Source organism: Terrabacter sp. C0L_2 (assembly GCF_036352015.1).
Taxonomy (GTDB): domain Bacteria; phylum Actinomycetota; class Actinomycetes; order Actinomycetales; family Dermatophilaceae; genus Terrabacter; species Terrabacter tumescens.
Genome location: NZ_CP143557.1, coordinates 4,032,205 through 4,046,221, shown reverse-complemented (window position 1 = coordinate 4,046,221; position 14,017 = coordinate 4,032,205). Strand labels below are relative to the sequence as shown.

Annotated in this window: 13 protein-coding genes; 7 read left to right on the top strand and 6 right to left on the bottom strand. The window is 70.3% G+C overall.

The genetic code is table 11. From position 1 onward, the window contains the following. The first annotated feature begins 3 nt into the window (after positions 1-3). Complete coding sequence (locus U5C87_RS18815; RefSeq protein WP_330474002.1) at positions 4-525, top strand: pyridoxamine 5'-phosphate oxidase family protein; 522 nt, start codon at positions 4-6, stop codon at positions 523-525. A 33-nt stretch (positions 526-558) separates the two neighbouring features. After that, a complete protein-coding gene (dxr, locus tag U5C87_RS18810; protein ID WP_330474001.1) occupies positions 559-1,767 on the top strand; it encodes a 1-deoxy-D-xylulose-5-phosphate reductoisomerase in 1,209 nt (402 codons plus the stop codon). Positions 1,768-1,846: 79 nt separating this feature from the next. Here the strand turns inward: dxr and U5C87_RS18805 are convergent, their stop codons facing one another. After that, entirely contained in the window at positions 1,847-2,764 is a 918-nt protein-coding gene (locus tag U5C87_RS18805; protein ID WP_330474000.1) for a hypothetical protein, read from the bottom strand. 176 nt (positions 2,765-2,940) lie between these two features. Here U5C87_RS18805 and U5C87_RS18800 point away from each other — a divergent pair, with 176 nt between their 5' ends. The 5 genes from U5C87_RS18800 (at position 2,941) to U5C87_RS18780 (ending at position 7,593) form a co-directional block, all read left to right on the top strand. After that, a complete protein-coding gene (locus tag U5C87_RS18800) occupies positions 2,941-4,287 on the top strand; it encodes a M50 family metallopeptidase (RefSeq protein WP_330473999.1) in 1,347 nt (448 codons plus the stop codon). Between the two features lie 48 nt (positions 4,288-4,335). Continuing rightward, the gene (gene ispG / locus U5C87_RS18795; protein ID WP_030146609.1) at positions 4,336-5,496 is read left to right on the top strand and encodes a flavodoxin-dependent (E)-4-hydroxy-3-methylbut-2-enyl-diphosphate synthase; all 1,161 of its coding nucleotides are present in this window, start codon (positions 4,336-4,338) and stop codon (positions 5,494-5,496) included. 1 nt (position 5,497) lies between these two features. Further along, complete coding sequence (locus tag U5C87_RS18790) at positions 5,498-6,229, top strand: uridine kinase (RefSeq protein ID WP_330473998.1); 732 nt, start codon at positions 5,498-5,500, stop codon at positions 6,227-6,229. A gap of 100 nt (positions 6,230-6,329) precedes the next feature. After that, a complete protein-coding gene (locus U5C87_RS18785; protein ID WP_330473997.1) occupies positions 6,330-7,154 on the top strand; it encodes a GNAT family N-acetyltransferase in 825 nt (274 codons plus the stop codon). A gap of 28 nt (positions 7,155-7,182) precedes the next feature. Further along, a complete protein-coding gene (locus U5C87_RS18780; protein WP_330473996.1) occupies positions 7,183-7,593 on the top strand; it encodes a DoxX family protein in 411 nt (136 codons plus the stop codon). Here U5C87_RS18780 and U5C87_RS18775 read toward each other — a convergent pair. The 5 genes from U5C87_RS18775 to mmsA all read right to left on the bottom strand — a co-directional run bounded on the left by U5C87_RS18775 (position 7,583) and on the right by mmsA (position 13,605). Then, entirely contained in the window at positions 7,583-8,446 is an 864-nt protein-coding gene (locus U5C87_RS18775; protein WP_330473995.1) for a GNAT family N-acetyltransferase, read from the bottom strand. The two genes, U5C87_RS18780 and U5C87_RS18775, sit on opposite strands and share 11 nt — an antisense overlap. Positions 8,447-8,518: 72 nt before the next feature. Then, complete coding sequence (locus tag U5C87_RS18770) at positions 8,519-9,322, bottom strand: methyltransferase domain-containing protein (protein ID WP_330473994.1); 804 nt, start codon at positions 9,320-9,322, stop codon at positions 8,519-8,521. 132 nt (positions 9,323-9,454) lie between these two features. Further along, positions 9,455-10,558: a sugar-binding protein gene (locus U5C87_RS18765; RefSeq protein WP_330473993.1), complete on the bottom strand. Its 1,104-nt coding sequence runs from the start codon at positions 10,556-10,558 to the stop codon at positions 9,455-9,457. Between the two features lie 138 nt (positions 10,559-10,696). Continuing rightward, on the bottom strand, positions 10,697-11,992 hold the full coding sequence (gene mmsB / locus U5C87_RS18760; RefSeq protein ID WP_030146602.1) for a multiple monosaccharide ABC transporter permease: 1,296 nt from the start codon (positions 11,990-11,992) through the stop codon (positions 10,697-10,699). A gap of 59 nt (positions 11,993-12,051) precedes the next feature. Then, a complete protein-coding gene (mmsA, locus tag U5C87_RS18755; protein ID WP_052358279.1) occupies positions 12,052-13,605 on the bottom strand; it encodes a multiple monosaccharide ABC transporter ATP-binding protein in 1,554 nt (517 codons plus the stop codon). Between the last annotated feature and the right edge of the window lie 412 nt (positions 13,606-14,017).

Genomic DNA, 14,017 nt, shown 5'->3' with positions numbered 1-14,017 from the left:
AGGATGCTCGAGACACCTGACGAGACCGCCGCCCTGCAGGCCCTGCTCGACGCCTCCCGCGAGCGCGCGACGGGCCACCTGCGCAGCATCATCGACGACGACCGCACCCTGACCGCCGAGCAGCTCGTCGCGCTGCTGACCGGCATGAAGGTGCTGTCCGTCGCCACCGTCACCGCGGCCGGCGAGCCGCGCATCAGCGCCCTCGACGGCCACTTCCTCCACGGCACGTGGACGTTCGGCACCTCCGGGAGCTCGGCCAAGGCCAAGCACCTCGCGGCGCGGCCCGCGGTCAGCGTCGCCCACGTCGACGGCGAGGACCTGGCGCTCTTCAGCCATGGCCGGGCCGAGCTCATCGAGCCGGGTCCGGAGCGGGACGAGGTCGACGCGCACTGGACCGCCCACTACGGCAGCAGCCCCTTCAGCTGGGGCGACGACATCCGGATGTACCGCCTGCGCATGACGTGGGCCGTCGCCTACGCCTTCAAGCGCGACGAGCTGCTGAAGGCCCGGGGAGTGACCACCTGAGGCGCCGGACGCCACCTGCGCGACAATGCCGGGGTGACTGACACCCCGGCCCGTCCCCGCCGCATCGTCCTGCTCGGATCGACCGGCTCGATCGGCACGCAGGCCCTCGACCTCGTGCACCGCAACCGCGACCGCTTCGAGGTCGTCGGGATCTCGGCCGGCGGCAACCTCGACCTCGTCGCCGAGCAGGCCGTCGCCCTCCGAGTTCCCGTCGTGGCCGTGGCGAGCGGGACGCCGGACGACCTCGCCGCAGCGCTCGCGCGCGCGGCCGACGCGGCCGGCGTCACGGCATACGACCCCGAGCTGCTCGTCGGCCCCGACGCGAGCTCGACGCTGGCCGCCCGGGACGCCGACGTCGTCGTCAACGGCATCACCGGTGCGATCGGGCTCGAGCCGACGCTCGCGGCCCTGCGGGCCGGGACGACCCTGGCGCTCGCCAACAAGGAGTCGCTCATCATCGGCGGCCCGCTCGTCAAGGCGCTCGCGGCGCCCGGGCAGATCGTGCCCGTCGACAGCGAGCACTCCGCCATCGCCCAGTGCCTGCGCGGGGGCCGCGCCGAGGAGGTGCGACGGCTCGTCGTGACTGCCAGCGGCGGGCCGTTCCGCGGGCGCTCGCGAGCCGAGCTCGCCGGCGTCACGCCCGAGCAGGCGCTCGCGCACCCCAACTTCTCGATGGGCCGCGTCATCACGACGAACTCGGCGACGCTCGTCAACAAGGGTCTGGAGGTCATCGAGGCACACCTGCTCTTCGACATCCCGTTCGAGCGCATCGACGTCGTCGTGCACCCGCAGCAGATGATCCACTCGATGGTCGAGTTCGTCGACGGGTCGACCATCGCGCAGGCCGGACCGCCACGGATGCTCGTGCCGATCGCCCTCGGGATGAGCTGGCCCGAGCGGATCGCCGACGCCGACGTGCCCGTCGACTGGACCAGGGCGCAGAGCTGGGAGTTCGAGCCGCTCGACGACGCCGCCTTCCCGGCGGTCGCGCTGGCCCGCAGGGTGGGGGAGGCGGGCGGCACGTGGCCGGCTGTCTACAACGCCGCCAACGAGGTCGCCGTCGACGCCTTCCACGAGGGCCGCATCGGCTTCGTCGACATCGTCGACACGGTGGCCGCGGTCGTGGACTCGTATGCCGCAGAGCCGGCCTCGCAGGTGCGCGACCTGACCCTCGACGACGTCCTCGCGGCCGACACCTGGGCCAGGAGCGCCGCCGAGCGCACCATCCCCACCACCGACTGACCCGCCGGGTCGATGTATCAGCGAGGCCCAGAAGCCTCGGTGATACATCGAACCGGCGGTCCGGAGTCCGGAGAGCCATTCACGCAGCGCGACGGTAGAGCAGGCCGCGCTCGACCTGGTCGAGGAACCGGTCGGTCTCGAGACGGAGACCGATGACGTCGATCCGGAGGACGCGATCCCCGGAGAGCGTGACGTCGTTCTGCCGCAGGTTGTCGAAGGTCACGGCGGTGCCCCAACGGTGCTGAGCCCCGTCGATCTCGACGACGAGGTCGTAGCCGTCCCAGGCGACGTCGAGGTAGATCCGGCCTCCGGGTGTCTGGCGCACGACCTGCCGCGACGGCTCCGGAAGGCCGCGGGACCGGCACAGTCGAGCGAAGTCGAGCTCTCCGAGGCTCTGCACACCGAAGGCGATGTCACGCACGACGGCCCGGATGAACGAGCGGCGCGTGCGCCCGCGGACGACGCGTTGCGCGGCTGCAAGCCGAGCGGGAGTCGTCAGCCGCTGCTGGACGGTCATGAGGAGGACCAGGGCCGCTTGCCGGTCCGACCTCGCCCAGTGGGCGGCTCGGATCGCCGCCACCTCGGGGCGGGTGCGGGGCAAGCCGCCGGGGATGAGCTCGCCGGACACGCGTCGGATCACCTTGTGCATCGTGAGGCCCGGAAGCCGGTCCGTGTTGTGGTTGTGGACTGCCGACACGTGGATCTCGTCATCCGCGTAGCCGGTGAGTCCGGCGTGCTGCAGGGCGGTCACGCCGTCGATCGCCGCGATGGCGCTTCCCGTCTCGATGACGGCCTCCCATCGCCGGGCCACGACACCGAGCGGCCCGTTGTGGACCGCCACCGTCTGGCGCCCGTGCAGACGCCACCGTCCGCCATCCACCTCGTAGCCGATGTCGTGACGCGTGATCCCTGCCGCGGCGAGCGTCCGTCTCGAGACGACCCCGTCCGAGGGCTCGGCGAGCTGTGCGGCCAGACGGCGACGTGCGTTTCTCTCCACCGAGTCACCATGAAGGTGGTCGTGGCCTCCGGTCCGGGGCAGACCCTTGGCGGTGGACAACCCCAGCCCGACGAGAGGGGCTGTGGATGCCCCGCCGTTCGATGTATCACCGGAGCCCAGAGGCCGCGGGGATACATCGAATCGGGTTCACAGGAAGTCGATGTGACAATGAGGGGGTGCTGTTCTTCCTAGGGGTCCTGGTCGTCGTCATCGGCGTGGCGCTGAGCATCGCGCTGCACGAGATCGGCCACCTCGTGCCGGCCAAGAAGTTCGGGGTCAAGGTGACCCAGTACATGGTCGGCTTCGGCCCCACGGTCTGGTCTCGCAAGCGGGGCGAGACCGAGTACGGCATCAAGGCCATCCCGCTCGGCGGCTACGTCCGCATGATCGGCATGCTGCCGCCGCGACCCGGTGACAAGCCCGGTGAGCTGCGCACCCTCTCGACGGGCCGATTCAGCCAGATGGTCGACCAGGCCCGCGCCGACTCGATGGAGGAGGTCAAGCCCGGCGACGAGGACCGCGTCTTCTACAAGCTGAGCCCCGGCAAGAAGATCGTCATCATGATGGGCGGGCCCCTCATGAACCTGCTCATCGGCTTCGTGCTCATCACCGGCGTCATCACGCTCTACGGCCTGCCGCAGGTCGCCCCCAAGGTCGGGGCCCTCTCCGCGTGCGTGCCGACGACCGCACCGACCGTCCAGGTCCCGCAGCCGCAGTGCAAGGCCGGCGACCCCGTCGCGCCGGCCAAGGCCGCCGGTCTGCAGGAGCGCGACCGCATCGTCTCCGTCGACGGCAGGGCCATCAGCACGTGGGACCAGGTGACCGCGGCCATCCGCGACAGCAAGGGCCGCACCATGACGTGGGTGGTCCAGCGCGGTGACCAGAAGGTGTCGATCTCGATCACCCCCGCCGTCATCGACCGGGCCACCTACGACGACCAGGGCAACCCCGTCGCCAAGGACGGCAAGCCGGTCCTGGCCTCGATGGGCTTCGCCGGCATCACGCCCGGCCAGGAGCTCGTCCGCACCCCGATCACCCAGGCTCCCGGCTTCGTCTGGGACCGCGTCGTCGACACCGCCTCGATCATCGTCAAGATCCCCGAGAAGATGACCGGCGTCGTCCAGGCCGCCTTCGGCTCCGAGGCGCGCGACCCCAACGGTCCCATCTCGGTCGTCGGCGTCGGCCGCATCGGCGGTGAGGTCGCGGCTCTCGACATCCCGGCGGACGAGGGCGGCAACTGGGTCAAGCTCGCGCAGCTGATCCTGCTCATCGCCTCGCTCAACCTCGCGCTCTTCGTCTTCAACCTCGTCCCGCTGCTGCCGCTCGACGGCGGGCACGTGGCCGGCGCGATGTGGGAGTGGGTCAAGAAGGGCTGGGCCCGCCTCCGTCACCGCCCCGACCCCGGCTTCGTCGACGTCGCCAAGGGCCTGCCCATCGCCTACGGCATGAGCCTCGTGCTCATCACCATGTCGGTGCTGCTCATCTACGCCGACATCGTCAAGCCGATCAAGCTCTTCGGCTGAGCCCGCCCGAGGGTACGAGCCATCACCGGGGCGGGACATAATGGCGACATGAGCGTCTCCCTCGGTATGCCGCCCCTGCCCCCGCCGGTCCTCGCCCCGCGGCGCCAGACCCGTCAGATCCAGGTCGGCAAGGTCGGGGTCGGCAGCGACTTCCCGGTGTCGGTGCAGTCGATGACGACGACGCCTACCACCGACATCAACGCGACGCTCCAGCAGATCGCCGAGCTCACCGCGAGCGGCTGCGACATCGTGCGCGTCGCGTGCCCGAGCCAGGACGACGCCGACGCCCTCCCGGCGATCGCGCGCAAGAGCCAGATCCCGGTCATCGCCGACATCCACTTCCAGCCGAAGTACGTCTACGCGGCCATCGAGGCCGGCTGCGCGGCCGTGCGCGTCAACCCCGGCAACATCCGCCAGTTCGACGACCAGGTCAAGCAGATCGCGCGCGAGGCCAAGGACGCCGGCGTCTCGATCCGCATCGGCGTCAATGCCGGCAGCCTCGACAAGCGGATCATGGAGAAGTACGGCAAGGCGACGCCCGAGGCGCTCGTCGAGTCGGCCGTCTGGGAGGCGAGCCTCTTCGAGGAGCACGACTTCCACGACTTCAAGATCTCGGTCAAGCACAACGACCCGGTCATCATGGTGCGCGCCTACGAGCTCCTCGCCGAGCGCGGCGACTGGCCCCTGCACCTCGGCGTCACCGAGGCCGGTCCCGCCTTCCAGGGCACCATCAAGTCGGCGACCGCCTTCGGCGCGCTGCTCTCGCGCGGCATCGGCGACACGATCCGCGTCTCGCTGAGCGCCCCGCCGGTCGAGGAGGTCAAGGTCGGCATCCAGATCCTGCAGAGCCTCAACCTGCGACCGCGCAAGCTCGAGATCGTCTCGTGCCCCTCGTGCGGCCGCGCGCAGGTCGATGTCTACACCCTCGCCGACCAGGTCACCGCCGGACTCGAGGGCATGACCGTGCCGCTGCGCGTCGCCGTCATGGGCTGCGTCGTCAACGGTCCGGGCGAGGCCCGCGAGGCCGACCTCGGCGTGGCCTCCGGCAACGGCAAGGGCCAGATCTTCGTCAAGGGAGAGGTCATCAAGACCGTGCCCGAGGCCCAGATCGTCGAGACCCTCATCGAGGAGGCCATGCGCCTCGCCGAGGAGATGGGCGAGCCGATCGACGAGGAGTCGGCCGGCGCCCCCAGCGTCACCGTCAGCTGACGTGCGCACGCCCGTCCCCGCGACGGGGAGTGGAGCCGGGGACGAGCCACGCCCGAGCTCGCGAGGGCCTGGCACGTCACTCCGGTATGCCGTCCTGCGCGACCTCGCCGAGCGTGTCGTCGCGCTACGGCCGGGGGAGCGCGTGGCCGTGGCCGTCGACGGTTTCGACGGCGCCGGCAAGACCGTCCTGGCCGACCAGCTGGCCGAGGTGATCGGCGCCGTGGACGGCGCGCGCGACGTGCTGCGCGTCTCGATCGACGGGTTCCACCGGCCGAGGGCCGAGCGCATCGCCCGTGGCCGGGGACCCGAGAGCTTCTACGAGGACTCGTACGACTACGTCGCGTTCCGCCGGGCCGTCCTCGACCCGTTCGGCCGCGGCGAGCCGGTCACCCCGGCCGTCAACGACGTGGAGGCCGACCGCCCCGTGCACCCCGAACCGGTTGCGGTCGGGGCGGACACGGTGCTGCTCGTCGACGGGATCTTCCTCCAGCGGCCGGAGCTGGTGGACGTGTGGGACGCAGCCGTGTGGGTCGACGTGCCCTTCGCGGTGTCCGTGCCACGCGGCAACGCACGGTTCGGCGACGGCCACGACGCCGACCCCGAGGCGCCTGAGAACCGGCGCTACGTCGGCGGGCAACGCCTCTACCTCGAGGCGGCCGACCCGCGCGGCCGCGCGACCTGGGTGCTCGACAACACCGACCTCGACCGTCCGGTCCTGCACACCCGTGTCTGAGCGCCCCGCGGGAGCGCTGTGACGCGTTCGTGAGGCGCGCCGGGGTGACACCCGGGCCGTGGGAAGGCACTCTTGGGAGGTGCTCCGCCAACGACTCCCCGTGCGCCCCCTGTCGGCGGCCGACCTCGATGCGGCGCTCGAGGTCTGCGCGCGCGACCGGGTGGCCAACGCCTTCGTGGCGGCACGCATCGTCGAGGGCTCGCTGCGCACGTCCCCGGGCGCGCTCCTCGGCCACTGGGCCGACGGCGAGCTGCGGGGTCTGGCCTGGGTCAGCGCCAACGTCGTCCCGGTCGAGCTCGACGAGGACGGGGTGGCCGCCGTCGCGGCGCGGATCAGTCGGATGCGGCGCCAGTGCGCCTCGATCTTCGGTCCCAGCGAGCAGGTCAGGGGCCTCTGGGACCGACTGGGGCCGACGTGGGGCCCGGTCAGGGCCATCCGCACGCACCAGCCCCTGCTGACGACGCGGACGCTGCCCTCGGGCCTCGGCCTCACCCTCGACCCGGACGTGCGTCCGGCGCGTCTCGACGAGGTCGACCTCGTGCTCCCGGCGGCCGCCGCGATGTTCACCGAGGAGATCGGCTACCCGCCCTACTTCGGCTCCGACCGCAGCTACCGGGCGAGCATCGGATCGCTCATCCGGGCGGGACACACCTTCGTCAAGGTCGAGGACGGCGAGGTCGTCTTCAAGGCGGACGTCGGCTCCCTGGCGCTCGGTTGCGCCCAGGTGCAGGGGGTCTGGCTGCACCCCCGGCTGCGCGGACAGGGCCTGTCGGTCCCTGCCATGGCGAGCGTCGTCGAGCAGTGCCTGTCGGGCCTGGCCGACGAGGTCTCGCTCTACGTCAACGACTTCAACGTCGCGGCCCGGGCCACCTACGCGCGGTGCGGCTTCCACGAGGTCGGGGCCTTCACGACCGTCCTGCTCTAGCCCGCGGTCGTCCGCCTAGGGTGAGGTCATGAAGACCGCCACCAACGCCCCGCTCGGCAAGGACGCCATCGCCCTGGCCGGACTCTTCCTCACCTCGGGCACGATGCACTTCGTCAAGCCCGAGCCGTTCGAGGCGATGGTGCCGAAGCAGCTGCCGTCGCGACGCGCGCTGGTGTATGCGTCGGGTGCCCTCGAGATCGCTTGTGCGGTGGGCTTGTTCGTCCCTCGTACGCGTCGTGTCGCCGGGCTCGTCTCCGCGGCGCTCCTCGTCGCCGTCTTCCCTGCGAACGTCACCATGACGGGGCAGGCCAAGCGCCGCCTCGACCGCAAGCCGGACGACGCCAAGCGGCAGGGCTACCTCGCAGCCACGGTGGCGCGGTTGCCGCTCCAGTGGCCGATGATCCGGACGGCCCTGCGCGCCGGGGGAGTCATGCGCTGAGGCCGCCCCGGCCGAACCCGATCGTGACACCCTCGCCGACCCGGCGGTAGCCCAGCGCCCGGTAGATCGCGTTGGAGGTCGGGTTGGCGAGGTCCGTGTAGAGCATGCACGCCTCGCCCGCGTCCTGCCGGTCGATGCTCAGGGCGGCGACGACCGCGCTCGCGTAGCCGTGCCCGCGCAGCTCGCGAGGGGTCCAGACGCCGGAGATGCGGGTCACGCCCCCACTCGGGGACGACGCATACGCCATCGAGACCGTCCGGCCGTCGTGCTCCCACAGTCCCACCCGCCCGGCCTCGACGGTCCGCACCAGCGACGCGACGGTGCGGCCACCGTCCTCGATGGCGTCGACGAACTGCTGGTGCCACTCGTCGACGAGCGCGCAGTCGGCACCGGTGGCGACGCGGAAGGATCCGGCGACCTCGAAAGGCACCCGGGGACGCTCCGGCAGGTCGAAACGACCGACCCGCATGGTCACCGTCGCCGTGTCGTCCGTTCGGGCCGTCCACTCGTCGGCGAACGCCTCGGCCGGCTCGCGCAGACCGCCCACGCCGGGCAGTGTGCTTCCGTCGGCCGTGAGCAGCGCCGCCAGGTCGCGGGCCTGATCCGGCGTGGCCAGCGCGACGTGCAACGGGTGCGGTGGCGTGTGCATGAAGGCGCCCACGACCTCGCCGGCCGTGTCCGCGACCACCCACCACCGCGGCCCCGCATAGCGGTGGGGCTCCGCGACGAGCGACTCGGTCACGCTCGCGATGACGCTGAGGGACTCGGGCTCGCGGGCCACGAGCCCGGCGAGTCGGCTGCGGGCGACGGCCGCCTCGGTGACGAGGGTGAACGTGTGGGAGGGACGCGGCATACGACCACTCTGGCAAAGTCCACCGGCTGACCGCGACCAGGTTCCCTGTCGTCCCAAGGGTCCTCGTCCGGTTCAGACGTGCGCCACGACCTCGGCGTGGGTCATGGCGAACCACGCGTCGGGATGTGTCGACCAGTCCTGCCACGCGGCGCTGATGGCCGCGAGGTCGTCGGCCGTCACGAGGCCGTGGTCCACCGCCTGGGCGGCGAAGGTCGACTCGAGCGTGCGGCGGGCCCACGTGCCGCCCCACCAGGCGCACTGCTCGGGCGTCGCGTAGGTCCACAAGGACGCGGACGGAGTGAGCCGGGTGAGCCCTGCGGCGTGTGCCCAGGCCACGAGATGGCGACCGGCGTCCGGCTCGGCGTGGTTGAGCCTGGCGAGGTGTCGGTAGAGCTCTAGCCATCGGGTCATCCCGTCGGACGCCGGGTGCCACACCATCGAGGCGTAGTCGACGTCGCGCACGGCGACGAGCCCTCTGGGCCGGGTCACGCGCGCCATCTCGCGAAGGGCGCCGACCGGGTCGGTGAGGTGCTGGAGCACCTGGTGCGCGTGCACGACGTCGAAGGACGCGTCGGCATACGGAAGCCGCATGACGTCGGCGAGCTGGAACGACGTGCGCACGTCGCCGCGGGCGGCGGCGTTGCGGCGGGCGTGCTCGAGCGGACCGGCGACGTTCTCGACGCCGACGACGCGACCCGACGGGCTGACCGCCTCGGCGAGGTCGAGCGTGATCGTGCCGGGCCCGCAGCCCACGTCGAGGACGTGCATGCCGTCGTGCAGGCGGGGGAGGAGATAGGCCGCGGAGTCCGCGGCCGTGCGCGCCCCGTGAGACGCGAGGACGCTCGGATGGTGCCCGTGGAGATAGACGTCCGCCATGGCGCGACGCTACGCCGAGTCGGGGTCCCGGCGCGGTCGGTGTCCAGCGGTGGGACGCGCGCCCGGACACGACGAAGGCCCGCCCCTGACGGGACGGGCCTCCACCGAGAGCGGTGACGCGGCGGGCTCAGCTCACTTGGTGAGCGGGGCCAGCGTCGGGTCGTTCGCGTAGGCCTCGGCTGCGTTCTCCTTGGTCACGATGACCGGGGGGAGCAGGTTGGCCGGGACGACCTTGACACCGTTGTTGTAGGACTTGGTGTCGTTGACGGTCGGGGCCTGGCCCTTCTGGAGGGCGGAGACCATGGCGATGGTCTCCTTGACGAGGTTGCGCGTGTCCTTGTTGATCGTGGAGTACTGCTCGCCGGCCATGATCGACTTGACAGACTCGACCTCGGAGTCCTGACCGGTGACGATCGGGACGGGCTTGCCGGCCGCCTTGACCGACGTGATGATCGCGCGGGCCAGGGTGTCGTTGGGCGACAGGACGCCGTCGAGCGCGGCGCTCTGGTAGTTCGCCGACAGGAGCGTGTCCATGCGCTTCTGGGCGTTCTCGGCCTTCCAGCCCTGCGTGACGACCTGGTTGAAGTCCTTCTGGCCGGAGACGACCTTCAGGGTGCCGTCGTCGATCTTCGGCTTGAGCACCTTCATGGCGCCGTCGAAGAACACCTGGGCGTTCGCGTCGTCGGGCGAGCCGGCGAAGAGCTCGATGTTGTACGGGCCGTTGGCCTTCTTCTTGGCCATGCCGTCGAGCAGGGCCTGGCCCTGCAGCTCGCCGACCTTGAAGTTGTCGTAGGCGACGTAGTAGTCGACGGCCGCCGTGTTCTTCACGAGGCGGTCGTAGGCGATGACCGTCGCGCCGGCGTCCTTGGCGGCCTTGAGCTGGGTGCCCAGCTGCGAGCCGTCGATGGCGCCGACGACGATGACCTTCGCGCCCTTGGTGACCATGGCCGAGATCTGGTTCTGCTGCTCGGACACGCCGCCGTTGGCGAACTGCACGTCGCCCTTGAAGCCGGCTGCGGACAGGCCGTCCTTGAACAGCTGCTCGGCGAGCACCCAGTTCTCCGACGTCTTCTGCGGCAGCGCGATGCCGATGACCGAGTCGGCCGGGAAGCCCGCTGCGGCGGATCCCCCGTTGGATGCGCCCGGCGTCGTGCCGGTGTCGCTGCTCCGACCGCAACCGGTCAAAGCAAGGGCAGCCACAGCCGTGACGCCCAGCACCTTGGTGAAGGTACGCATGTGCTCTCTTTCCTCTCGTCGCGTCCGGGCGAACGCGGATCCTTCTCGGTCACGGGCGGCGCCCTGACCGGGTCTGTGGTGGGTCGTGCCGGGCCGTCCCCGGTGGCTGTCGGCCACCGGGGTCCCGGCACGGGGGATTCAGCTGGACTGGCGGATGGTCTCGCTCACCGACGAGGTCTCGGTGGCCGCCGACGGCGGCGGCGTGGCCGAGGTGTCGTCGTCGTTGCCGCGACGGAAGTTGCGCATCATCATCCCGATGAGCGAGGCCCGCCCCTGCGACTTGTTGTAGACGTCGAACGCGACGGCGACGAGGAGCACGAGGCCCTTGATCATCTGGGTCGCGTCGGCGCCGATGCCCTGCAGCTGCAGGCCGTTGTTGAGCACGGCCATGACGAGGCCTCCGACGATGGAGCCGACCACGGTGCCGACACCGCCGGTGACGGCGGCGCCGCCGATGAAGACGGCCGCGATGGCGTCGAGCTCCCAGCCGACGCCGTCGGACGGGCCGGAGGCGGTCGAGCGGGCCACGAAGATCATGCCGGCGAGGGCCGCCAGGATCGACATGTTCATCATGACGAGGAAGTTGACCTTCTTGCTCTTGACGCCCGACAGCTCCGCGGCGTGCCGGTTGCCACCGACGGCGTAGATGTGGCGGCCGATGACGGTGCGGTTGGAGATGAAGCCGTAGAGCAGGACGAGGACCGCGAGGATGATGCCGGAGATCGGGAACGACGTGCCGGGTCGGCCGGAGCCGAAGAGCAGCGTGGCGCCGATGATCGCCGCGCAGATGAGCCCGAGGCGCACCCACATGATCCACGCGTCCTCGACCTCGGCGCCGAGCTTGACGAGCGCGCGGCGGCTGCGCACGGCGCCGACGACGATGCCGACGGCGAGGAGCAGGCCGATGAGGACGGTCAGGTTGTTGTAGCCGGTGTTGGGCCCGATCTCGGGGAGGTAGCCGCCACCGATGACCTGGAAGTCCTCGGACACGGGCACCGAGTTCGACTTGCCGACGTACTGGTTGGCGCCGCGGAAGAGCAGCATGCCCGACAGCGTCACGATGAAGGCGGGGATCCCGACGTAGGCCGTCCAGAGCCCCTGCCACGCGCCGACGAGCGCGCCGATGGCGAGCCCGAGGAGGATGCCCATCCACCAGCTGAGGTTCCAGTCACGCATCGCGATGGCCACGCAGATCCCGACGAACGCCGCGACGGAGCCGACGGAGAGGTCGATGTGGCCGGCGATGATGACGAGCACCATGCCGATCGCGAGCACGAGGATGTAGGAGTTCTGCTGGAAGATGTTGATGACGTTGTCCGGCGTGAGCGTGAGCCCACCGGTCCAGATCTGGAAGAAGATGATCAGCGCCACGAGGGCGAAGATCATGCCGAGCTGACGGGTGTCGCCACCGAAGATCTTCTTGACCTTGTCCATGGGTGCAGTCCTGGCTGTGTGGAGTGTGGATGGGGGAGTGGTCGGGGCCGGCTCGCCGCTCACGCGCTCTCGCGGGAGGACGTGGGAGTGGTCTCCGCGGAGCCGCCGTGGGTGCGTCGGGTCATGAGCCTCATCAGCGACTCCTGGTCCGCCTCCTCACGGGAGAGCACGCCGGTGACCGCGCCCTCGGCGATGGTGTAGATGCGGTCGGACAGGCCGATCAGCTCGGGCAGCTCGGAGGAGACGAGGATGACGCCCTTGCCCTCCGACGCCATGCGCTGGATGATCCCGTAGATCTCGAACTTGGCACCGACGTCGATGCCGCGCGTCGGCTCGTCGAGGATGAGCAGGTCGGGCTCGGTGAAGAGCCACTTGGCGAGCACGACCTTCTGCTGGTTGCCGCCGGAGAGCTTGCCGACTCCCTCGTCGACGTTGGGCGCCTTGGTGCGCAAGGACTTCCGGTAGGACTCGGCGTAGTTGTACTCCTCGCGCTCGTCGACGACGAAGCCCTTCGTGATGCGCTGGAGCCGGGCGGAGACCGTCGTCCGCTTGATGTCGTCGAGGAGGTTGAGGCCGAGCGTCTTGCGGTCCTCGGTGACGTACGCGAGGCCGGCGTCGATGGCGTCCGCGACGGTGCGCAGCCGCAGCTCCTTGCCGTCCTTGATGATGGTGCCCTCGACGTACGTGCCGTAGGACCGGCCGAAGAGGCTGCGCATGAGCTCGGTGCGTCCCGCGCCCATGAGGCCGGCGAAGCCGACGATCTCGCCGCGGCGGACGAAGAAGTCGCTGTGCTTGGCCACGAGGCGGTCCGGGACGCTCGGGTGCCGGACGGTCCAGTTCTTGACCTCGAAGAACACCTCGCCGATGTCCGGGGTGTGGTCGGGGAAGCGCGACTCGAGGTCGCGGCCGACCATGCCGCGGATGATGCGGTTCTCGTCGACGCCGTCCTCCTTGACGCGGAGCGTCTCGATGGACTTGCCGTCGCGGATGATGGTGATGGAGTCCGCGATCTGCTCGATCTCGTTTAGCTTGTGGCTGATCATGATGCAGGTCACGCCCTTGGAGCGCAGGCCCGCGATGAGGTCGAGGAGGTGCTGCGAGTCGCCCTCGTTGAGCGCGGCGGTCGGCTCGTCGAGGATGAGCAGCTTGACGTCCTTGGACAGCGCCTTGGCGATCTCGACGAGCTGCTGCTTGCCGACACCGATGTCGCGGATCTTGGTGTCCGGCTCCTCCTCGAGGCCGACGCGGGCGAGCAGCTCACGCGCCTTGACGCGCGTGGACAGCCAGTCGATGACGCCGCCCTTGGCCGTCTCGTTGCCGAGGAAGATGTTCTCGGCGATCGACATCTCCGGGATGAGCGCGAGCTCCTGGTGGATGATGACGATGCCGGCGTGCTCGCTGTCGCGGATGTTGTTGAACTCGCACAGCTTGCCCTCGAAGTGGATCTCACCGTCGTAGGTGCCGGCGGGGTGCACCCCCGACAGGACCTTCATGAGGGTGGACTTGCCGGCGCCGTTCTCCCCGCAGATCGCGTGGACCTCTCCTCGACGGACCGCCATCGAGACGTCGGAGAGGGCCTTGACGCCGGGGAACTCCTTGGTGATCTCCCGCATCTCGAGAATGATGCTGCCGGGCGGGGCGGCGGGCTGCGCCGCGCCGGCCGTCTCGGCACTCGATGATCCAGGAGCCGGGTTGGAGGGGGTGCTCATCTGGTCGTCAACACTCCTTTGTGGTGTTCGTGAGGCGCACGCGCCCGTCCCGATTGTTCCTCACGGTTCGTGCTCACGTGGCCGAACACCGCGTCGTGGTGTCACAAGGACGTCACGATCTCCGGACAAGCTCACATCGTCATCCGGCAGGGGTCACTGAACCCGCGGTGCTGCCTGTCGTCAACCCCGTGACCACGTCTTGTCCGGTCGGGACAACAACCGGACAATTCCCGGGCCGACGGCACCCTACGGCACCGTCCGGCAGGTGCGCCGGGTGGCCGATATCCTTCCAAGGTTCCGCACCACGCCCAGCACC

Bases quoted from the DNA above. Each gene is read 5' to 3' on its own strand.
- U5C87_RS18815 (WP_330474002.1), top strand. From the start codon at position 4: ATGCTCGAGACACCTGACGAGACCGCCGCCCTGCAGGCCCTGCTCGAC.
- ispG (WP_030146609.1), top strand. From the start codon at position 4,336: ATGAGCGTCTCCCTCGGTATGCCGCCCCTGCCCCCGCCGGTCCTCGCC.
- U5C87_RS18780 (WP_330473996.1), top strand. From the start codon at position 7,183: ATGAAGACCGCCACCAACGCCCCGCTCGGCAAGGACGCCATCGCCCTG.
- U5C87_RS18775 (WP_330473995.1), bottom strand. From the start codon at position 8,446: ATGCCGCGTCCCTCCCACACGTTCACCCTCGTCACCGAGGCGGCCGTC.
- U5C87_RS18770 (WP_330473994.1), bottom strand. From the start codon at position 9,322: ATGGCGGACGTCTATCTCCACGGGCACCATCCGAGCGTCCTCGCGTCT.
- U5C87_RS18765 (WP_330473993.1), bottom strand. From the start codon at position 10,558: ATGCGTACCTTCACCAAGGTGCTGGGCGTCACGGCTGTGGCTGCCCTT.
- mmsB (WP_030146602.1), bottom strand. From the start codon at position 11,992: ATGGACAAGGTCAAGAAGATCTTCGGTGGCGACACCCGTCAGCTCGGC.
- mmsA (WP_052358279.1), bottom strand. From the start codon at position 13,605: ATGCGGGAGATCACCAAGGAGTTCCCCGGCGTCAAGGCCCTCTCCGAC.